Raw genomic sequence first — 19,041 nt, 5'->3', positions numbered from 1 at the left:
ATATGTGCATATTACATATAAAGGCGATCCAGATGAAACAGCAATGCGCAGTCGACGTTCTGATTTGTGGTGCGGGTGCAGCCGGTTTGACCCTGGCAATCGAGCTGGCGCGACGGGGGGTGTCCTTCCGGCTGATCGAGAAAGCGCCCTCGCCGTTCCATGGCTCACGGGGCAAGGGCATTCAACCCCGGACCCAGGAAATATTCGAAGACCTCGGCATTCTCGACCGCATCATCGCAGCGGGCGACGTCTACCCGCCCGAGCGGCGATACAACGCAGACGGCAGCCATACAGGCGCCAAGGTGGTCGAGCAGTCCGAGCCGACGCCAGCGGAGCCCTATCAGCAGCCCTTGATGCTGGCGCAATTCCTGACCGAAGGGCTGATGCGCGACCGCCTGCTGGAACTGGGGCACCGCCCGGAGTTTGGCTGCGAGCTGGTAGGCTTCGATCAGGACAGCCAGGGCGTGACCGCACATCTGGCCGGCCATGACGGCGAACACACCCTTCACGCGCGTTGGCTCGTTGGCGCAGACGGTGGCCGCAGTGTGGTACGGCGCACGCTGGATATCGGATTTCCCGGGCAAACCCTCGGCGTTCGCGCCATCGTGGCCGACGTTGCAATGACCGGCCTATCACGGGACTACTGGCACCGGTTCAGCAATGAGTGCATGACAACGCAGATCGCAATCTGCCCATTGGCGGGAACCGAGCTGTTTCAGATACAGGCGCCGATTCCACTGGACGCAGACGTTGACCTCAGTGCTGAAGGGCTCATGACCATGGTGGCGCAGCGCACAGGTCGGCAGGACATTCACATCCAGTCCGTCTCCTGGGCGTCGGCCTACACGATGAATGCGCGGCTCGCTGACCGCTATCGCGTCGGGCAGGTGTTTCTCATCGGGGACGCCGCGCACATTCACCCGCCAACCGGGGGCCAGGGCCTCAACACCAGCGTGCAGGATGCCTACAACCTGGGCTGGAAGCTGGCAGCGGTCATTGCCGGTGCGCCCGACGCATTGCTCGACACCTATGAGGAAGAACGACGCCCGGTGGCTGCGTCGATGCTCGGCCTGTCGACCAAGCTGCTGGACGGGATGAAAAACGGCGACATGCGTCGTGGCCGCGAGGTGCACCAACTCGATATCGGGTATCCCCACTCCAGCCTTGCGCTGCAACCGGCAGAACGTGACGGCCGCTTGCTCGCCGGCGACCGGGCACCCGATGCAACGGTCCGGGACGCGGCGGGTCATTCGTCCCGGCTATTCAACCTGTTCCAGGGCACGCATTGGACGTTGCTGGGCTACGAGGTGAAGCGCGGGTCGTTGAAGCCTGGTCCTGGCCTGCATATCCATCGCTTCGGGCCAGGCGCCGACCTGGCGGATGATCAACGACAGTTCAATGACGCTTACAACCTCGACCATGGCGAATGGGTGCTGGTGCGCCCCGATGGCTATGTCGGTGCGATCGTCACGGACGACGACCTTGAGGCACTGCACGGCTACCTCGCCCAAGTGGGGATCAGCGCCGAGACGTTTTAGTTTCGAACTCAAGCAGTTGGCTGCAAGGCCAACTGCACCGCGCCATCCACACTCAACCCGCTGATCAGCACCTGGGGCGCGCACGCTTCAGGCAACGTCTGCAACACTTCCTGCGCCTCATGCCTTACGCGGGCCAGCACCAGGCACTTGCCCTCGCCTTGCACCTGCACGAAAAACGCCTGCAGCGCCTCGATACTGGTGCCGTCCAGGTCCGGCGATTCTTCCAGGCTCAGCACCACGGTATGAACCGGCGACGACACCCGCCGCATCAGATGCAACACGGCGCCCAGCACGCGCTCGGCATTCGCGAAAAACAGCGCTTCGCTGGGCCTTACGATCAGCACGCCCGAAATCCGTTCGGCGCCGGGATGATGTTGCAGGTCGACAAAATCATGCCCGCCATCGATGCGCCCCAGCTCACGGACATCCGCCGACGACATCTGGCGCAGCATCAACACCACGCTGATCCCGACCGCCACCAACAGGCCGTCCAGCACGCCAAGCACCAATACCGCGGCCACCGCGCAGATCACCAGCAATCGGTCGCGGCGCCACGAAAAATAGCGGCCCAGGGGTTGCAGGCTCAAGCCACGGCCCAAGGCATAGATGACGATGGCCGCGAGTACCGGCTCCGGCGTCAATGCCACCAGCGGCAGCACCGTCAGCACAATGGCCAACACCACCAGCGCCGCCACCGCTCCCGCCAGCCGGGAGTTGGCGCCTGCCGCTTCATTGGCCGATGTCGCCGAATAACCGGCTCCGGTGGGCATGCCCTGAAACAACCCGGACAGCAGGTTAGCCGCCCCCAGCGCCAGCAAGTCGCGGTTGGACGACACCCGGTCGCCATGCTTGAGGGCGAACGAGCTGATGGAGCCGTAGGACTCGGCGTAAAGAATCATCACCATGGCAAACGCCAGCTCGCCCAGGCGCAGCCAGTCGGCAAACGACAACACCGGCAGGCTTGCCAGTTCCAGACGCAGGTCGATCACGCCGATCAACGCCACGCCATGGGCTTGCAAGTCCAGCCACTGGCCGGCGGCAATCCCGAGGACCACCACCAGCAACCCGCCCGGCAAGCGCCGGACACGCGCGCACAGCCACAGCAGCAGCAAGGCGACACCCGCCACGGCAGCCGCTGCCCAGTTCCAGTGAGGCAGTTGTTCCAGTAGCTGGGGCAGGAAGCGAATCAGGTTGTTGTCGGTCAGGTGTACACCGACCACGCTGGCCAATTGCTTGAGGATGATCGTCAGCGCCAGGCCGAAGGCAAAGCCACGCAGCACCGGCTTGGCGATAAACGAGGTCAGGCCGCCCAGCTTGAGCAACCCGGCCAGCAGGAAAAAGGCTCCGGTCACCAGCACCAGGCCCATCGCCAGGCTTAGCCGCAGCGTCGGATTATCCCCGGCCAACGTCGCGGTGGCCGCCGCCAGAACCGCTGCCGAAGACGATGTGGCAGAGACAATCGCAAAACGGCTGGTGCCAAACAGGCCGTAGCACAGCAACCCGGCAAACAAGGCGATCACGCCCGCCTGGGGCGGCAACGCAGCGATGCTGGAATAGGCCACGGCCTCGGGCAGCAGCAGGCCGGCGATGGACAGGCCGGCCAGCAAGTCTTGTGCGCGGTTAGGCGCGGTGTTGCTCTCAGGCGTGGTGATCAATCCTTAATTCCCTGGCAAAAAAAACGGCCAATCCGCAGTCTGCGAATTGGCCGTGATCATTGCATTGAAACGGGGTGCTGTCAGGACACCAACGAGTAAATCAGCGCGGTAATCGCCACCAGGCCCACCGCCGTCACAAACACGTTGGACGCCTGGCCACGGTACTTGGCCATGGCCGGTACCTTGCGGATCGCATACATCGGCATCAGGAACAGGATCGACGCAATGATCGGCCCGCCCAGGGTCTCGATCATGCCGAGGATGCTCGGGTTCAGGGTAGCGACGATCCAGCACACCACCAGCATGAACGCGGCGGTCATGCGGTCCAGGGTCTTGGCCGCCGGGCGACGGCCACTTTTGAGCACCAGGCCCTTGAGGCCTTCACTGGCGCCGATGTAATGGCCCAGGAACGACTTGGCAATCGCGACAAAGGCGATCAGCGGCGCGGCGAACGCGATGGTCGGGTTGCTGAAGTGGTTGGCCAGGTACGACAGGATCGACAGGTTCTGCGCCTTGGCTTCGGCCAATTGTGCGGGCGACAGGGTCAACACGCAGCTGAACACGAAGAACAGCACCATCACCACCATCAGGATGTGCGCCCGGGACAGGATCTGCGAGCTGCGCTCCTCGGCGTGTTCGCCGTACTGGCGCTTCTGGTCCACCGCAAAGGCCGAGATGATGGGCGAGTGGTTGAACGAGAACACCATTACCGGAATCGCCAGCCACAGGGTGTGCAGCAGTGCCGAAGGCGCCGGCACGGTACTGGCGGTGCTGAGGATGCCACCGTTCCAGTGCGGCACCAGGTACACGGCGAGGAACAGCAAGGCAACGATAAACGGATACACCATCAGGCTCATGGCCTTGACGATCACCTGCTCGCCGCAACGCACCACGGCCAGCAGGCCGAGGATCAGCACCAGCGACAGGATCGCCCGGGGCGGCGGCGCAATGTGCAGTTGATGCTCCATGAAGCTGCCGACGGTGTTGGTCAGCGCCACGCTGTAGATCAGCAGGATCGGGAAGATCGCGAAGAAGTACAGCAAGGTGATCGCGGCACCGGCCTTGAGGCCGAAATGTTCCTCGACCACGTCGGTGATGTCCGAACCTTCACGGCCCGAGAGTACAAAGCGGGTCAGGCCACGGTGAGCGAAAAACGTCATCGGGAACGCCAGCACCGCCAGGATCAGCAGCGGCCAGAAACCGCCAAGGCCCGCGTTGATAGGCAGGAACAAGGTGCCGGCGCCGATGGCCGTACCGAACAGGCCGAGCATCCAGGTGGTGTCCTGGCGGCTCCAGCTTGTGAGGGTTGCAGGTGTCGTTGCGTAGCGTTCGTCGACGCTATTGGCCTGATCATTCATCCGTTCGGATCTCCGCATTCACTCGGTCGGGACGAGTCAGAAAAACCTGACAGGCAGCGCCCAGACCGAAACAGGGGCGCGATTGTCCGGGATTCGCTTGAATAAGCAAAGACTTAGCTGAGGAATGGTTGTGCGGTGCAGAGGGTTGAAGGTGATTTTTACGCCTTGATTTTTACATTTCATAAGAAATCTATTTTATAAATGCCTGACGTCATGTATTTTTAAGCCACGCCTCTCACTGGAATCACTGCCATGCCAATCGTGCGCATCGACCTGCGGAAAAACCCCGACGTCACCTACGCCAAACGCGTCGGTGTGCTGATCTATAACGCCATGCACACGGCGATCGGCGTGCCTGAACACGATAACTTCCAGATCCTCACCGAGCACGATGAACACCACTTCATCTATGACCCTGAGTACCTGGGCATCCAGCGCACCGACAACCTGGTGATCATCCAGATCACCCTGAACGAAGGCCGCAGCACCGAGCAGAAAAACTGCTGTACAAGACCATCGCCGACAGTCTGAACCGTGAACTGGCGGTACGCCTGGAAGACGTATTTATCAGCCTGGTGGAGGTCAAGAAGGAAAACTGGTCGTTCGGCAACGGGATTGCGCAGTACGCCAGCTAAACGTTTTATGATGCCGCCCATTCCTGCCACAACCTGATCCAGAGAGCCTTCGATGCCACGCGTGTCCCGCAAACAAGCCGAACTCAATCGCGAAATCATCGTCGAGGCTGCCACGCGGCTGTTTCGTGAACGGGGCATCCATGGCATCAGCGTGTCCGACGTGATGGCGGCGGCCGGCCTGACCCATGGCGGTTTCTACGGGCACTTCGAGTCCCGCGAGGCGCTGGCCACGGAAGCCTGCAGCCGGGCGTTCGAACAATCGAGCCTGCGCTGGCAGGCCAGGGTCGAGCAAAGCCCTGACCCCGAGACTGCGCGCCTGGCGCTGATCGATCCGTACCTTACGGCCACCAACCGTGACAACCCCGGGTCCAGTTGCCCGGTGGCAGCGTTTGCCGGGGAAATGTGCCACGAGGCGCCCGACAGCGCGCTGCAGCGCAGCTTTATCCAGGGCTTTGAAGCGTCCATGGGGATCCTGGCCGCGACCCAGGCGACCGGAACACCCGAAGGTGACCGGCAGGCTGCCATTGCCCAGTACACGATGATGGTCGGCGCCCTGACCCTGGCCCGTGCGACCAAAGGCAACAGCCTGTCTGATGAATTCCTGGATGCTGCAAGAAATCTCCTGGTCCCGGAAAAAAACCTCGGCTGACGCGTTGACAGCCAAACGCCAACGCCAGCATGATCGGCCCATGAACCTTATTCAGCAGGCCCTCACCCGCACCACCACCACGACCGCTTATGGCGGGTCGTGTGGTAGCTGTGAGTGGCGCGCAAACTAAGCCACCCGGATTTACCCAAGGCCCCGCCAGCAATGGACGGGGCCTTTTTATTGCTCCGCCCGTCTGGCAACTACAAGGAGCAACACCATGCCTGAAGCCAAGCGCCCCGCCCTGCTGGTCATCGACATGCAGACAGGTCTGTACGATGGCCCGGAAAAACCCTACGAGCGCCAACGCGTACTCGACACCATCAACTCATTGATTCAACGAGCCCGCCTCGGCGGTGTACCGATTTTCGCCGCGCGTCACACCGGCCCGGCGGGTTCACCCATCGAGTCGGGCAGCCCGTTCTGGCAGCTATGGCCGGCACTGGAGGTCGATGAAGCCCGCGACACGGTGTTCGATAAATCCAGGCCCAGTTGTTTCCTCGACACCGGGCTGGCGCAACAACTGGCGGCGGCACAGGTGAATGAGCTGGTGATCGTCGGGATGAAAACCCAGTACTGCATCGACACAACGTGCCGGGTTGCCGTCGAACTGGGGTTCTCGGTGGTACTGCCGGAAGATGGCCACACGTGCATGGACACGCCGGCGTTACCGGCCGAGGCGATTATTGAGCATCACAACGCCACGTTGGCCGGGGCGTTTGTGAAGCGTGTGAAGGCGGTAGATATCTGCTTCTAACGTCCACCCTATTATCTAAGCCGTGGTTCTCAATACGTTGCGCAGTTCGCCATTGATCGCGCCCTGCGCAACAACCAATTGTTCGACCAAATCAGCGGTCGCATGCGCCGTTAACGCTATCACCGGGCAATCCCAGTCGTAATTTTTTATTACATTTATGTGAAACCCGCCGTGGGTATCAAAAGACGGATACCAGCCGACGTCCAATAAAAGTCCACCGGCGTACTCAACCTGAAGCATGTCTTCTTTCAACAGGTGGGCCTGCTTCTCCATCGCCACATCCTGCAGGATGGAAAGGTCGTCATGGGTGACGTTTCCGTCAATAAAACCTAATGAGATCAACTTGTTAACCTCCTGAATTCCTGTTCGGAAATCGGATGACCATGTATGACACCCGCGCTTAACTCAATTCGGACCCAGTAACTGAGCTTGCCATCGCTGGCACCTATGGCTTGCGGGTACTCCCTGAGTTTCCAGGGTTTTGCATGAGTGCTTGGCATTCCATTTTTATAGGCTTCTCTTTCAAGCTTTTCAATATTTATACCGGGCTTGTATTTGGCCGGGCCGGATCGGGTACTGCTGACAATTTCTTCCCAAGGGAGATTTTTTGAGGGGCTGTGCTTGTAGCCATAAGGGGTCCATTCGACGGTTTCGGGCGTGGCAGGAACCTGCATCCATGACGTCTCTGCAAGGGAAAGTCGTCCAAGTCTGCGTCGGCAAAAAAGGCTGGGACGAACGGTCTGTAAAATCAGATTCCGCTGGTGAAATATGAAATTTTTCTGCGGTAAAGAAACGATCGGTACTACAAATCCCGCATAATCCAGGGCTCTAATTCTTCAGGAAGAGCCTTCCGATGCCCGTTACCGTTCTGGTCCTGGTTGAAACCATCAACGACTACCTGCCGATCATCGAAGGCAACGGCTTTCACGTGATCCTCGCGCCAACTCCGGCCGAACGCGCCAAGGCGATCAAGACCCACGGCGGGCAGATCCAGGCAGTGCTGACCCGTGGCCCATTGGGCCTGTACGCCGAGGAAATCGCCGCGCTGCCGGTGCTGGAGATCATCTGTGTGATCGGCGCCGGTTATGAACACGTAGACCTGCAAGCCGCCAGCAACCGAGGCATTGTGGTCACCAATGGCGCCGGCGTGAATGCGCCGTCGGTGGCCGACCATGCCATGGCCCTGTTGCTCTCGCTGGTGCGTGACATTCCTCGGGCAGACGCGGCGATACGGCGCAGCGAATGGCCCAAGGTGATGCGCCCTTCCCTGGCCGGCAAACAGTTGGGCATTCTCGGGCTGGGCGCCGTGGGCCTGGAGATCGCCAAACGTGCGGCCCTGGGGTTTGGCATGGAGGTGAGTTATCACAACCGCCAGCCTCGCGATGATGTGGACTACACCTACTGCGCCACCGCCGTAGAACTGGCGCGGGCCTCGGACTTTCTGATCCTGGCCACGCCGGGCGGCGCCAGCACGCGCCATTTGATCGACCGCCAGGCCCTCGACGCGCTGGGGCCCAACGGCTTCCTGGTGAACATTGGCCGCGGCAGCGTGGTGGTTACCGCCGACTTGATTACCGCGTTGGAGCAACGCCGTATCGGCGGCGCGGCACTGGATGTGTTCGACGATGAACCCAAGGTGCCAGACGCGCTCAAGCACCTCAGCAACACCGTGCTCACGCCCCACGTCGCCGGCCTGTCACCGGAGGCGGCCCATGACACTGTGCAGCGCGTAGCGGACAACCTGCTGGAATACTTTGCTGGCCGCCCCGTGCTGACGCCCGTGATATTGCCGCCGAAAAAATAATGGCCATTAGCCAGCAATTTTCCGAATCCTGACTACACTGCCTGCGGGGATGCTCAGGACGCCGGTACTGGACCGGCGAAGGAACGCAGGATGGTTTGCCATGGACCCGGCCCGGCGCGCCAACGCGGCGCGATAGGACTGATGGGCGCGATGACCCTCGGCATCGCGCTGTTGTTCCTGTTGCTGGTGGTCGACAGCGGCCGGCTGTACCTGGAAAAGCGCAAGTTGCAACGCGTGGCCGACACCGCGGCGCTCGAGGTGGTGACTCGCGGCGGCGCTTGCATCACGCCGAATACCAACGCCGCACAATTCGCCATCCAAAGCGCGGCCCGCAATGACTTCCCGATCGACAACAACCGTTCCCTCAGCACCGCCTGTGGCACCCTGGTGACCGGGGCTGACTTCATGCGTGCCTTCAGCCCCAACCCCTCCAAGGCCGATGCGATCCAGGTGATCGCCACCCATCGTGTGGCCACCAGTATCGCCAACGGCCTCTTCATGTTGTTCTCCCCGGGGGCGTTCGACCCGACGATCCAGTTGCGCGCCGTGGCCGTGGCCGCAGTACCCGCGCCACCGGTGGCCGTGCTGACCATCCGCAGCACGCTATTGACCGTGGACAGCACCAAGTCCGCAGCGCTCAACGCCTTGATCGGTGGGCTGCTGGGGGGCAAGTTGCAGCTCGATGCATTGGGCTGGGAGGGTTTGATCAAGGCCAATATCAACCTGCTCGGTTACCTGGACGCCCTGGCGATTCGGCTTAACGTCAGCGCGGGCAATTACGACGAACTGCTCAAGACCGACGCCAGCGTCGGCGATTTGATCCAGGCCGCGATTGATGTGCTCAAGCTGGGGGGCGATGCGGTCAAGGTGGTGATCAATAACCTGGAAGCGATCAAGCTGATTGCCCCCGGCACGAAGATCCTGCACCTGGGCGACCTGCTGACCATCCAGAACGGCACCGACAAGAGCGCCCTGGACGTCAACCTGCAACTGTTCAATCTGATTCAGGGGTTTGTGCAACTGTCGAACAAGTACAACGCCGTGGCGGTGGAGTTGCCGGTAGATGTGCTGGGACTGCTGAACATCACGGTCAAGACCAAGGTGATTGAACCGGCGCAGGTCTCCGCCATTGGCAACCCGAAGCTGATCGCCACCCAGCCGATTTACGTCAGGACCGCGCAAGTCAGGACGTTGATCTCGGTGAACTTGCCCGTGGTCGGCGTGCTGAACGATGTGGTAGGCGGGGTGACAGGCCTGCTGGGGCTGTTATTGGGCAGCTCCCTGGACGCAAAAATCGGTACCAAGCTCGACGTGGCCCTGGAAGCAGCCAGCGGCAGCAGCGAGGTGACTGGCTATCGCTGCAATGGGCCTGCGGACAAATCGTTGTCGGTGGTGGGCACTACTTCTGCCGTTCGGTTGATGGTCGGCCAGATCGACCCGAAAAACCTGTTCTCCTCCAGCGTCCCGCTAAGCGTCGACGAGTTTCCATTGCTCGACCTGGGCATACAAACCTGCAGCAAGGGCGTCTGCGACCCTCGGCAACCCTATGCCGTCGGCGGCATCAGCCTGAGAGTCGACAGCAGCGTGGCCAAGACCACCCGCAACCACACCTACGCGTCGCCACCCGAAGTGAAGCAGCCCCCCGCCTACTTCAGTTTCAGTTCCAGCAACGTGGTCGGCAGCTTGAGCAACACCCTCAGTGGCATCCAGCTGATCAACCATCCACCCACGCAGGGCGGGCTTTTGGGGTTGGTACTGAACCCTGGTGGTCGGCCTGGTGACGGGCGTACTCAATCTCCTCACCGGCATTATCTCCGGCGTGCTCAGCCCACTCCTCGACCCGCTGGTCAACAACCTACTCGCCGGCCTGGGCATCGACCTGGCAAAAGTCGAGATCGGTGCCAACCTGTCCTGCAACCCCAGCGGGCGTGCAATTCTGGTGATCTGAGCACATCAAGCCCGCTGATCATCGGCCAACACGCTAACCTATTAAGCCGCCCCAACCTTGTGGCATGGCGGCTGCGCGCATTAGATTAACCAATAGTCCAAGGCCTTAAGAATAAGCAGAAGGGATAAGCATGGCGCTTAATGACCAATCGACCCAGATTCGCCCCGGCGAAGAACTTGATGCCAGCCTCATCGATCCCTACCTCAAGGCCCATATTCCGGGCTTGAGCGGCAGCGTCAAGATCAGCCAGTTCCCGGGAGGCGCCTCCAACCTCACGTACCTGCTGGAATACCCCGGCCAGGAATTCGTGCTGCGTCGCCCACCCTTTGGCCACAAGGCCAAGTCCGCCCACGACATGGGCCGCGAATACCGGATTCTCAACCAGCTCAAGGACGGTTTCCCGTACTGCCCCAAGGCCTATGTGCACTGCACCGACGAGTCGGTGATCGGTGCCGAGTTCTACGTGATGGAGCGCGTCAACGGCATCATCCTGCGCTCGGACCTGCCGCCGGAGCTGGGCCTGGATGCGACGAAAACCGAAGCCCTGTGCAAAAGCTTTATCGACAAGTTCGTCGAGCTGCACCAGGTGGACTACACCGCCTGCGGCCTGGCCGACCTGGGCAAGCCTGAAGGTTACGTGGAACGGCAGATTCGCGGCTGGAGCGACCGCTACGAAAAAGCCCTTACCCCCGACGCGCCAAGCTGGGAAGCGGTACGTGCCTGGCTCAACGACAAGATGCCGGCCGACCACCCCACGTCGAGCATCGTCCACAACGACTACCGCTTCGACAACGTGATCCTCGACCCGCATAACCCGATGCAGATCATCGGTGTGCTGGACTGGGAACTGACCACCCTCGGCGACCCGCTGATGGACCTGGGCAACACCCTCGCCTATTGGATCGAAGCGGCCGACCCGGCGCCGGTACAACTGATGCGTCGCCAGCCAAGCAACGCCCCCGGCATGCTCACCCGCCGCCAGTTCGTCGACTACTACGCCGAGCGCTCCGGGATCCGGATCGACAACTTCGACTTCTACTACACCTACGGCCTGTTCCGCCTGGCCGGCATCGTGCAGCAGATCTACTACCGCTTCTTCCATGGCCAGACCCAGGACAAACGCTTTGCACAGTTCATTCACATGAACAAGCTGCTGGAGCAGATGAGCCTGAACGTCATCAAACAGTCTTCCCTCTGACCCTCTTCAAGGAAAAACCATGTCCAAGACTCAACTGTTCGACCTCGACGGCAAGATCGCTTTCGTTTCCGGCGCCAGCCGCGGTATCGGTGAGGCCATCGCCAAGTTGCTGGCCCGGCAAGGCGCCCACGTGATCGTGTCGAGCCGCAAGATCGATGGCTGCCAGCACGTGGCCGACGCGATCATCGCCGAGGGCGGCAAGGCCACGGCCATTGCGTGCCACATTGGTGAAATGGAGCAGATCACCAGCGTGTTTGCCGCGATCCGCGAACAGTTCGGCCGCCTGGATATCCTGGTCAACAACGCCGCCACCAACCCGCAGTTCTGCAATGTACTGGACACCGACCTCGGCGCGTTCCAGAAGACCGTCGACGTGAACATTCGCGGCTACTTCTTCATGTCGGTGGAAGCCGGCAAGCTGATGCGCGAGAACGGCGGCGGCAGCATCATCAACGTGGCGTCGATCAACGGGATTTCGCCGGGCGTGTTCCAGGGCATCTACTCGGTGACCAAAGCCGCCGTGATCAACATGACCAAGGTCTTCGCCAAGGAATGCGCGCCGTTCGGCATTCGTTGCAACGCGCTGCTGCCGGGCCTGACCGACACCAAGTTCGCCTCGGCGCTGGTGAAAAACGACTCGATCCTGAAAATGGCCCTGGCCCAGATTCCCCTCAAGCGCGTGGCCGATCCGAGCGAAATGGCTGGCGCGGTGCTGTACCTGGCCAGTGACGCATCAAGCTACACCACGGGCATTTCGCTGAACGTGGACGGTGGTTTCCTGTCCTGATCATTCGTTCGGCGGTTGCTGGCGAAACCCTACGGCCAGGCGGTTCCAGGCACTGATACTGGACACCGCCATGGTCAGGTCCACCAGCTCCTGCTCGCTGAATTCCACGCGCATCGCCGCGAATAATTCGTCCGGCACACTGGAGGTCGGCAGCGTAGCCACCGACTCGCTCCAGGCCAGGGCAGCCTTCTCCCTCGGGTTAAAAAACGGCGAGTCTCGCCACACGCACAAGGCGAACAGCCGCCGCTCGCTCTCGCCGCGCTGGCGAGCCGCCATCGAGTGCATGTCCGTGCAGAATCCGCATTGATTGAGCTGCGAAACCCGGATCCTGATCAGCTCCAGCAAGGGCTTTTCGATGGACAAGCCAAAGGTCGCCGCTTCCAGCATCAGCATGCCCTTAAGCGCTTGTGGCGAGGCGGTGTAGTAATCCAGGCGAGCTTCCATCGGTATGGCCCCAGTGGCAAATGCAATCACGGCCCAGCCTAAAGGCCGCGCGGCATAAGGCCTATAGCCAAATGACCGGTTTATGAGGGGACCATTTTGGCGATACCGGGCCGCGACGGTTACGGGTAACCTTGCCAGGGATCGATCGCCTCTGGATGAAACATGGAACTGCACGTCGTCATCAACGGCCGCAAGGATCTGGCCGAACAGCTTTACCAGCAACTGCGCGCGGCCATTGAGTCGGGACAACTGGCGGCCGGCGCGCAGCTGCCACCCAGCCGGCTATTGGCCGAGCAATTGGGCGTGTCGCGCAAGACGGTGTCCGACACCTACGCCACCCTGACCTACGAAGGCCTGCTGGTGGGCAAGATCGGCCGTGGCACCTTCGTCAACGCCCGGGCGCCGCGCTCCGAGCGTTTGCAAACCGCTACAGACCTGGCCTGCGCCGCCAACCTCGCCAAGTGGCAATCACTGCCCTCCCCATGCGCCACCCGACCCGGGACGGCACCTTGCGTTGCGAGTTTATCGGGGGCGCCACCACCCGCAGCCAGTTCCCCCAGGAAGAATGGCGCCGCTGCACCCAGGACGCCTTGCGCCGCATCGCCCAGAACAGCGGTTACTACAGCCAGCCTGAGGGTTTGCCGGCCTTGCGCAATGCGATCGCCGGGCATATTGCGTTTTCCCGCGGGGTTAAATGCCGGGATGCCGACATCGTGGTCACCAACGGCGCCCAGCAGGCGCTGGACCTGATCGCCCGCGTGGTACTCGAACCGGGCAGCATCGTAGCCATGGAAGATCCCGGCTACACCCCGGCGCGGCTGATGTTCAACGCCGTGGGCGCCACGGTAGTCGGCGTGCCGGTCGACGAACAGGGCATTCAGGTTGAACGGATTCCCGACGGTACCCGGCTGATCTATGTGACGCCGTCCCACCAGTTTCCCCTCGGCATGCCCATGAGCCTGGCGCGTCGCGAGGCGTTGCTGGCGCGGGCGTTCGAGCTGGGCGCGATCATCATCGAAGACGACTACGACAGCGAATTCCGCTACGAGGGCCGCCCTACCGACTCGCTGCAAAGCATGGACACCCGGGGGTGGTCACCTACGTCGGGACCTTCTCGAAAACCCTGTTGCCGGAACTGCGCCTGGGCTACGCCGTGCTGCCTCCGGCGATTTTTGGCGCGGTGCTCAAGGCCAAGCAACTCACCGACCAACACAGCTCCACCCTGCCGCAATGGGCCCTGGCCAAGTTCATCAGCGAAGGTTATCTGCTCAAGCATATTCGTCGCTGCCATACCGTGTACGCGGGGCGCCGGGAGCGCATTCTCAAGCGCCTGGCCGGTGACCTGTCGCCGTGGTTCGAAGCGGTGCCCACCGTGGCCGGGTTCCATATGGCCGCGCTGTGCAAGGTGCCGGTGAATATCCCGCTACTGATGGAGTTGGCCCGCAAGGTCGAAGTCGGCCTGTACCCGTTGAGTGTGTTCTTCCATGACGCCCCGGTGCGCGACGGGTTGATCATTGGTTTCGGCGCCATTGAAACCCTGGATATCGACCCGGCGCTGGACAAGGTGCGCGACATCCTGCAAGAGATTGGCTGAGGGATTTTCGGGCGGATTGGTTATTGGTGTTTGCCCGCCGCGGCTCTAGCCTGCTTGCTGACACCACACCCCGGAGACCCGCGCCATGACCGCCTGTGCCTTTAACACTGTTCACGTCCGCGCCGCACCCGGTCGCTCGCCGGAGCTTGGCGAGCGCCTGCAGCAGATTGCCGAGGCCATCCGCACCGCGCCCGGCTGCCTGGACTACGCCGTGCACCGCAGCCCGATCGACCCGAACCTGTGGACCGTCAATGGCCGCTGGGCCTGCGCCGAACAACGCACGGCCCACTTCCAGTTGCCGGCGCTGCAAGGCTTTATCGAGCTGACCAGCCAGCGCCTGGCCAGCCGCCTGGATTTCGATCACTGAGGGATTGGTCTCCTGCCCTTCCCCGGGATTGGTTATTGGTCGCTCCGTGGCCTGCGCGTAGGGTGAAGAGGTCTAACACTTCCCGGAAACATCGCCATGAAAGTACTGCTCGGCATCACCCTGCTGCTGGCCTCGTTAAGCGCCTTTGCCCACGACCCGGTGTACAACCAGGAGAAAATCAACGTATTGCAAGAGCGCGCCCTGACCAACGTTCCGGGCAAGAAAACCATCATGCTCACCGTGGACTACGCCCCGGGCCAGGCCACCGTGCCCCATAGCCACACCGGCACGGCCGTGGCCTATGTGCTGGAAGGTGCAATCACCTCGCGGGTCAACGATGAAAAGGCAATCACCTACACGGTCGGCCAGTCGTTCTATGAACCCGCCGGCTCGCGGCACTTTGAATCCAGCAATGCCAGCCAGACCCAACCGGCGAAATTGCTGGTGGTGATGGTGATGGATGACAAGGCCGACGTGCTCACGCCGCTGCCCCACTAAGGCCGCTTGAATTGCCGGCGCCGGTCCTCGATCTGCTGCCGGCAGACGCACCCTTCAAGGTGGTCGTTGACCATGCCCATCGCCTGCATGAACGCATACATCGTGGTCGGGCCCACGTAGCTCCAGCCGCGTTTCTTAAGGGCCTTGGACAAACGTGTTGACGCAGCTGACGTGGGGTTGGCCGTCCAGTACGCCAGGTCGACCCGCGCCGGACGTTCATCGGCGCCCGGTTCAAATGACCACAGCCACGCCGCCAGCGAGCCGGTTTCATCCACCAGCTCACAGGCGCGCCGGGCGTTGTTGATGGTGGACACAATTTTGGCGCGATTGCGCACGATGCCCGGGTCAGCCATCAGTCGCTCGATGTCCTCCTCGGTGTACTGCGCCACCCGGCGAAAATCAAAGCCCTCGAACGCCCGGCGAAACGCCTCGCGCTTGCGCAGGATGGTGATCCACGCCATGCCCGCCTGAAAGCCTTCCAGGCAAATTTTCTCGTACAGCGCCATGTCGTCGGCCACCGGCACGCCCCACTCGTGGTCGTGGTAATGCGGGTACTCCGGCGCCGCCGTGCGCCACGTGCAGCTCGTGATACCCGCCGCGTCCGTAATCAATCCTGGAATATCCATAACTCACCTTGTGAACCGAGCCCGGGATGATAAGCGAAAAAATTCCGGGCCGCCAACCGCTCAAGCACCGACCTTGCGAACCAACTGGTCAGACCGGAACCCGCCATCCCGGTAATATTTACTTGCAGCTGGAAAAAAACCGAGCGTAGACTGGCCCCGCACTGGACATACCGGTCAGACCACAACAATTAAGCCCTGGACCCACCAGGGCACCGAATAGAGATCCTTCCCATGCTCAGATGGTGCTCGCGTTCGATTTTCCTGCAAGTCGTGATTGGCCTGGTGATCGGCATAATCTGCGGCCTCGCCCTTCCCGAATTCTCCTCGCAACTCAAACCCCTGGGTGACGGCTTTATCAAGCTGATCAAGATGCTGATTGGCCTGATCGTGTTCTGCGTGGTGGTCAGCGGTATTTCCGGCGCCGGCGACTTGAAGAAAGTCGGGCGCATCGGCCTCAAGTCGGTGATCTACTTCGAAGCGCTGACCACCGTGGCCCTGGTGATTGGCCTGATCATGGCTTTCAGCACCGGGATCGGCACTGGCGCCAATATCCACCTGGAACAGCTCTCCTCCGCCGGCTTGAATGAACTGGCCGACAAAGGCCAACACATCAAGGGCACCAGCCAGTTCCTGATGGACCTGATCCCCAATTCGGTGATCGGCGCCTTCGCTGACAACAACGTGCTGCAAGTACTGTTGTTCTCCGTGTTGTTCGGCAGCGCCCTGAACCTGGTCGGCGAAGCCGCCTCCGGCATCTCGCGGTTGATCAACGAGCTGAGCCACGTGATCTTTCGCATCATGGGCATGATCGTGCGCCTGGCGCCCATCGGCGTGTTCGGCGCGATCGCCTTCACCACCAGCACCTACGGCCTGGACTCCCTGCAACACCTGGGCAGCCTGGTGGGCCTGTTCTACCTCACCTGCTTCCTGTTCGTCGCGGTGATTCTCGGCCTGGTGATGCGCCTGTCGGGCCTGCGGATGCTACCGCTGCTCAAGTACCTGCGCGAAGAACTATTGATCGTGATGGGCACGGCGTCCTCCGATGCGGTGTTGCCACAGATCATGCGTAAACTGGAGCACCTCGGCATCGGCAGCTCGACCGTGGGGCTGGTGATTCCGACGGGGTACTCGTTCAACCTCGACGGTTTCTCCATCTACCTGACCCTGGCCATCGTGTTTATCGCCAACGCCACCGGCACGCCACTGTCGATGACCGACCTGCTGACCATCCTGCTGGTGTCGCTGATCACCTCCAAGGGCGCCCACGGGATTCCCGGCTCGGCGCTGGTGATCCTGGCGGCGACACTGACCGCGATCCCGGCGATTCCGGTGGTGGGCCTGGTACTGGTGTTGGCAGTGGACTGGTTCATGGGGATTGGCCGGGCGCTGACCAACCTGATTGGCAACTGCGTCGCCACCGTGGCCATCGCCCGTTGGGAAAAAGACATCGATATCCAGCGCGCCAACAAGGTGCTGGAAGGGCAACACGGGTATGCCTTTCAGGCCAAGAAACCGGTGCTGCCGGCGCACCAGGAGTTCTAAGACAACACACATCCAATGTGGGAGCTGGCTTGCCTGCGATGGCGGTGTATCAGTAGATGATGGGTTGGCTGACACATCGCCATCGCAGGCAAGCCAGCTCCCACAATAGATCTTCGCCGGATTCACTACCGTATTTGCAACTTCAAGGAGACGTAGACGTGATCAGCACCTCAACCGTCGTCAATTCAGTGGTAGAAAAACTGCGTGCCGCCCTGGCGAGGGGCCAGTGGCGGCGCGGCGAGATGCTGCCCGGCCAGCGTGAACTGGCGGAGCAACTGGGCATCAGCCGCCCGAGCCTGCGCGAAGCGGTGATCGTGCTCGAAACCCTCGGCCTGGTGCGCTCCATGCCCGGCAAGGGCGTGGTGGTGCTGGAAACCACCCTCAACGAATCCCAGGCCCAGGACAGCGGCGTGGCCGAGGCCAGCCTCGAAGACATCCTGCAACTGCGCTACACCCTCGAACCCTTTATCGTCGGCCTGGTGGCCCAATCCATCAGCAGCAAGGAAGTCGGGCAACTGCGCCTGACCCTGATGGACATGCGCGAAGCCCTCGATGCCGGCGACAGCGAAGCCGGGATGAACGCCTACATCGCGTTCCACGAAGAACTGTTCGCCCTGACCTCCAACCCGATCTTCCAGAACGTGGTGCAACAGACCAGCAACGCCCTCAAGCAAAGTGCCCAGGTACTTCGTAATTCCCCCGAACACCTGGCGGAACGCCTGCAGGAAAACGACGCCGTGGTGCGCGCGATCCGCAACAAGAACAGCGCCCTGGCCAGCGCCGAAATGCGCCGGCACATCCTGCAGGAAGGCTTGCGCATGGGCATTCGCTTGAACATCCCGGACGACCATCTGGGTAGCTGACTTTTTGGAGACCGCCCATGACCGCTCACGCCCTGCACACCCCGTTCCCATTCACGCCGTTGCGCCTGGTGGGCAAGCCGAAGCTCTCGGTGGACGACATCTACCCGGCCCTGTTCGACGCCATTCTCGAGCAACGCATCGCCCCCGCCAGCCGTTTTACCGAGGAGAGCCTCGGCCAGAGTTTTGGTGTCAGCCGCAGCGTTATTCGCCGGGTGCTGGCGCGGCTGTCGCACCAGCAAGTGATCATCCTGCGGCCCAACCACCGGGCCCAGGTAGCGGCGCCCGATGCCCAGCAAACCCGGCAAATTCTTGAGGCCCGACGCCTGACGGAAATCACCGTGGTGCAGTTGGCATGTGCCAATGCGAAACCAGCACAGGTGCGGCAGTTACGTGAGTTGATTGCGCGGGAGCGGGAATGCATCGAGCGGGACCAACGCGGGCCGGCGATTCGGCTTTCCGGAGAGTTTCACCTGCAACTGGCGGCGATTGCCGGTAACGCACCGCTGGCGCAGTTTCTCAATAGCCTGGTGCCGTTGACCTCGTTGGCGATTGCGCAGTTTGAGGCCAAGGCCTGCACGTATTGCGCGTGGCAGGAGCACATGGCGATTGTGGATGCGGTGGAGCAAGGCGATGCCGGTACCGCCGTCACCTTGATGACCCGACACCTGGACCACCTGGAAGCCAAGTTGCTACACAGCAATTGAGCCAACCACTCGATGATCAAGCACAAAAAAGCCCGGCATCTTTCGATACCGGGCTTTTTGCTTTACCGCTCAATCAG

At 61.5% G+C, this 19,041-nt stretch carries 18 protein-coding genes and 2 pseudogenes; 14 read left to right on the top strand and 6 right to left on the bottom strand.

The window, feature by feature from the left end:
• The first annotated feature begins 32 nt into the window (after positions 1-32).
• Positions 33-1,538 carry an FAD-dependent oxidoreductase gene (locus JFV30_RS10560; RefSeq protein ID WP_201123544.1) on the top strand — a complete coding sequence of 502 codons (1,506 nt, stop codon included), beginning with the start codon at positions 33-35 and terminating at the stop codon, positions 1,536-1,538.
• An 8-nt stretch (positions 1,539-1,546) separates the two neighbouring features.
• On the opposite strand, the gene JFV30_RS10555 is transcribed toward JFV30_RS10560, so the two are convergent.
• Both JFV30_RS10555 and JFV30_RS10550 read right to left on the bottom strand, forming a co-directional pair.
• Positions 1,547-3,193: a SulP family inorganic anion transporter gene (locus tag JFV30_RS10555; RefSeq protein WP_201123542.1), complete on the bottom strand. Its 1,647-nt coding sequence runs from the start codon at positions 3,191-3,193 to the stop codon at positions 1,547-1,549.
• An 80-nt stretch (positions 3,194-3,273) separates the two neighbouring features.
• Positions 3,274-4,551 (bottom strand): serine/threonine transporter, encoded by a 1,278-nt coding sequence (locus tag JFV30_RS10550; protein WP_169388124.1) that lies wholly within the window; start codon positions 4,549-4,551, stop codon positions 3,274-3,276.
• A gap of 252 nt (positions 4,552-4,803) precedes the next feature.
• Here JFV30_RS10550 and JFV30_RS10545 point away from each other — a divergent pair.
• From JFV30_RS10545 to JFV30_RS10535, 3 genes and pseudogenes are all read left to right on the top strand, one after another.
• A pseudogene (locus tag JFV30_RS10545) lies at positions 4,804-5,186 on the top strand (tautomerase family protein).
• Between the two features lie 52 nt (positions 5,187-5,238).
• The gene (locus tag JFV30_RS10540) at positions 5,239-5,835 is read left to right on the top strand and encodes a TetR/AcrR family transcriptional regulator (RefSeq protein WP_201123540.1); all 597 of its coding nucleotides are present in this window, start codon (positions 5,239-5,241) and stop codon (positions 5,833-5,835) included.
• 217 nt (positions 5,836-6,052) lie between these two features.
• Positions 6,053-6,589, top strand: a complete 537-nt coding sequence (locus JFV30_RS10535; protein WP_201123538.1) for a cysteine hydrolase family protein — start codon at positions 6,053-6,055, stop codon at positions 6,587-6,589.
• Between the two features lie 15 nt (positions 6,590-6,604).
• Here the strand turns inward: JFV30_RS10535 and JFV30_RS10530 are convergent, their stop codons facing one another.
• On the bottom strand, positions 6,605-6,931 hold the full coding sequence (locus JFV30_RS10530; RefSeq protein WP_201123536.1) for a hypothetical protein: 327 nt from the start codon (positions 6,929-6,931) through the stop codon (positions 6,605-6,607).
• Positions 6,928-7,263 (bottom strand): hypothetical protein, encoded by a 336-nt coding sequence (locus JFV30_RS10525; RefSeq protein WP_201123534.1) that lies wholly within the window; start codon positions 7,261-7,263, stop codon positions 6,928-6,930. The genes JFV30_RS10530 and JFV30_RS10525 overlap by 4 nt, the downstream gene beginning before the upstream one ends.
• A gap of 179 nt (positions 7,264-7,442) precedes the next feature.
• On the opposite strand from JFV30_RS10525, the gene JFV30_RS10520 reads away from it, so the two are divergent.
• The 4 genes from JFV30_RS10520 (at position 7,443) to JFV30_RS10505 (ending at position 12,326) form a co-directional block, all read left to right on the top strand.
• Positions 7,443-8,393, top strand: coding sequence for a 2-hydroxyacid dehydrogenase (locus tag JFV30_RS10520; RefSeq protein ID WP_201123532.1), 951 nt, complete (start codon positions 7,443-7,445; stop codon positions 8,391-8,393).
• A gap of 90 nt (positions 8,394-8,483) precedes the next feature.
• Complete coding sequence (locus JFV30_RS10515; protein ID WP_342215083.1) at positions 8,484-10,430, top strand: pilus assembly protein TadG-related protein; 1,947 nt, start codon at positions 8,484-8,486, stop codon at positions 10,428-10,430.
• Between the two features lie 41 nt (positions 10,431-10,471).
• Complete coding sequence (locus JFV30_RS10510) at positions 10,472-11,539, top strand: phosphotransferase family protein (RefSeq protein ID WP_010173032.1); 1,068 nt, start codon at positions 10,472-10,474, stop codon at positions 11,537-11,539.
• Between the two features lie 19 nt (positions 11,540-11,558).
• On the top strand, positions 11,559-12,326 hold the full coding sequence (locus tag JFV30_RS10505) for an SDR family oxidoreductase (protein ID WP_201123530.1): 768 nt from the start codon (positions 11,559-11,561) through the stop codon (positions 12,324-12,326).
• Here JFV30_RS10505 and JFV30_RS10500 read toward each other — a convergent pair whose 3' ends face one another.
• Positions 12,327-12,770, bottom strand: coding sequence for a carboxymuconolactone decarboxylase family protein (locus JFV30_RS10500; protein WP_201123528.1), 444 nt, complete (start codon positions 12,768-12,770; stop codon positions 12,327-12,329). It lies immediately after the preceding gene.
• A gap of 162 nt (positions 12,771-12,932) precedes the next feature.
• Here JFV30_RS10500 and pdxR point away from each other — a divergent pair.
• The 3 genes and pseudogenes from pdxR (at position 12,933) to JFV30_RS10485 (ending at position 15,229) form a co-directional block, all read left to right on the top strand.
• Positions 12,933-14,364 (top strand): annotated as a pseudogene (gene pdxR / locus JFV30_RS10495) (MocR-like pyridoxine biosynthesis transcription factor PdxR).
• 85 nt (positions 14,365-14,449) lie between these two features.
• Positions 14,450-14,731, top strand: coding sequence for a putative quinol monooxygenase (locus tag JFV30_RS10490; protein WP_201123526.1), 282 nt, complete (start codon positions 14,450-14,452; stop codon positions 14,729-14,731).
• 96 nt (positions 14,732-14,827) lie between these two features.
• Positions 14,828-15,229, top strand: coding sequence for a cupin domain-containing protein (locus tag JFV30_RS10485; RefSeq protein WP_201123524.1), 402 nt, complete (start codon positions 14,828-14,830; stop codon positions 15,227-15,229).
• Here the strand turns inward: JFV30_RS10485 and JFV30_RS10480 are convergent.
• Positions 15,226-15,855, bottom strand: a complete 630-nt coding sequence (locus JFV30_RS10480) for a DNA-3-methyladenine glycosylase I (protein WP_201123522.1) — start codon at positions 15,853-15,855, stop codon at positions 15,226-15,228. The genes JFV30_RS10485 and JFV30_RS10480 overlap by 4 nt on opposite strands.
• A gap of 231 nt (positions 15,856-16,086) precedes the next feature.
• Here JFV30_RS10480 and JFV30_RS10475 point away from each other — a divergent pair, with 231 nt between their 5' ends.
• The 3 genes from JFV30_RS10475 to JFV30_RS10465 all read left to right on the top strand — a co-directional run bounded on the left by JFV30_RS10475 (position 16,087) and on the right by JFV30_RS10465 (position 18,964).
• Positions 16,087-17,397, top strand: a complete 1,311-nt coding sequence (locus JFV30_RS10475; RefSeq protein WP_201123520.1) for a C4-dicarboxylate transporter DctA — start codon at positions 16,087-16,089, stop codon at positions 17,395-17,397.
• A 158-nt stretch (positions 17,398-17,555) separates the two neighbouring features.
• Positions 17,556-18,260: a FadR/GntR family transcriptional regulator gene (locus JFV30_RS10470; RefSeq protein ID WP_169388116.1), complete on the top strand. Its 705-nt coding sequence runs from the start codon at positions 17,556-17,558 to the stop codon at positions 18,258-18,260.
• 17 nt (positions 18,261-18,277) lie between these two features.
• A complete protein-coding gene (locus JFV30_RS10465; RefSeq protein ID WP_201123518.1) occupies positions 18,278-18,964 on the top strand; it encodes a GntR family transcriptional regulator in 687 nt (228 codons plus the stop codon).
• The last annotated feature ends 77 nt before the right edge of the window (positions 18,965-19,041 follow it).

The sequence above is a fragment of the Pseudomonas sp. TH32 genome (assembly GCF_016650855.1).
Classification (GTDB): Bacteria; Pseudomonadota; Gammaproteobacteria; order Pseudomonadales; family Pseudomonadaceae; genus Aquipseudomonas.
The sequence above is the reverse complement of the archived record's forward strand: the minus strand, read 5'-3'. Positions and strand labels throughout refer to the sequence as shown.

What these genes read in the sequence shown, in the direction of transcription:
- JFV30_RS10560 (WP_201123544.1), top strand. Translation starts at nt 33, where the DNA reads ATGAAACAGCAATGCGCAGTCGACGTTCTGATTTGTGGTGCGGGTGCA.
- JFV30_RS10550 (WP_169388124.1), bottom strand. Translation starts at nt 4,551, where the DNA reads ATGAATGATCAGGCCAATAGCGTCGACGAACGCTACGCAACGACACCT.
- JFV30_RS10540 (WP_201123540.1), top strand. Translation starts at nt 5,239, where the DNA reads ATGCCACGCGTGTCCCGCAAACAAGCCGAACTCAATCGCGAAATCATC.
- JFV30_RS10535 (WP_201123538.1), top strand. Translation starts at nt 6,053, where the DNA reads ATGCCTGAAGCCAAGCGCCCCGCCCTGCTGGTCATCGACATGCAGACA.
- JFV30_RS10525 (WP_201123534.1), bottom strand. Translation starts at nt 7,263, where the DNA reads ATGCAGGTTCCTGCCACGCCCGAAACCGTCGAATGGACCCCTTATGGC.
- JFV30_RS10520 (WP_201123532.1), top strand. Translation starts at nt 7,443, where the DNA reads ATGCCCGTTACCGTTCTGGTCCTGGTTGAAACCATCAACGACTACCTG.
- JFV30_RS10515 (WP_342215083.1), top strand. Translation starts at nt 8,484, where the DNA reads ATGGTTTGCCATGGACCCGGCCCGGCGCGCCAACGCGGCGCGATAGGA.
- JFV30_RS10510 (WP_010173032.1), top strand. Translation starts at nt 10,472, where the DNA reads ATGGCGCTTAATGACCAATCGACCCAGATTCGCCCCGGCGAAGAACTT.
- JFV30_RS10505 (WP_201123530.1), top strand. Translation starts at nt 11,559, where the DNA reads ATGTCCAAGACTCAACTGTTCGACCTCGACGGCAAGATCGCTTTCGTT.
- JFV30_RS10500 (WP_201123528.1), bottom strand. Translation starts at nt 12,770, where the DNA reads ATGGAAGCTCGCCTGGATTACTACACCGCCTCGCCACAAGCGCTTAAG.
- JFV30_RS10490 (WP_201123526.1), top strand. Translation starts at nt 14,450, where the DNA reads ATGACCGCCTGTGCCTTTAACACTGTTCACGTCCGCGCCGCACCCGGT.
- JFV30_RS10485 (WP_201123524.1), top strand. Translation starts at nt 14,828, where the DNA reads ATGAAAGTACTGCTCGGCATCACCCTGCTGCTGGCCTCGTTAAGCGCC.
- JFV30_RS10480 (WP_201123522.1), bottom strand. Translation starts at nt 15,855, where the DNA reads ATGGATATTCCAGGATTGATTACGGACGCGGCGGGTATCACGAGCTGC.
- JFV30_RS10475 (WP_201123520.1), top strand. Translation starts at nt 16,087, where the DNA reads ATGCTCAGATGGTGCTCGCGTTCGATTTTCCTGCAAGTCGTGATTGGC.
- JFV30_RS10465 (WP_201123518.1), top strand. Translation starts at nt 18,278, where the DNA reads ATGACCGCTCACGCCCTGCACACCCCGTTCCCATTCACGCCGTTGCGC.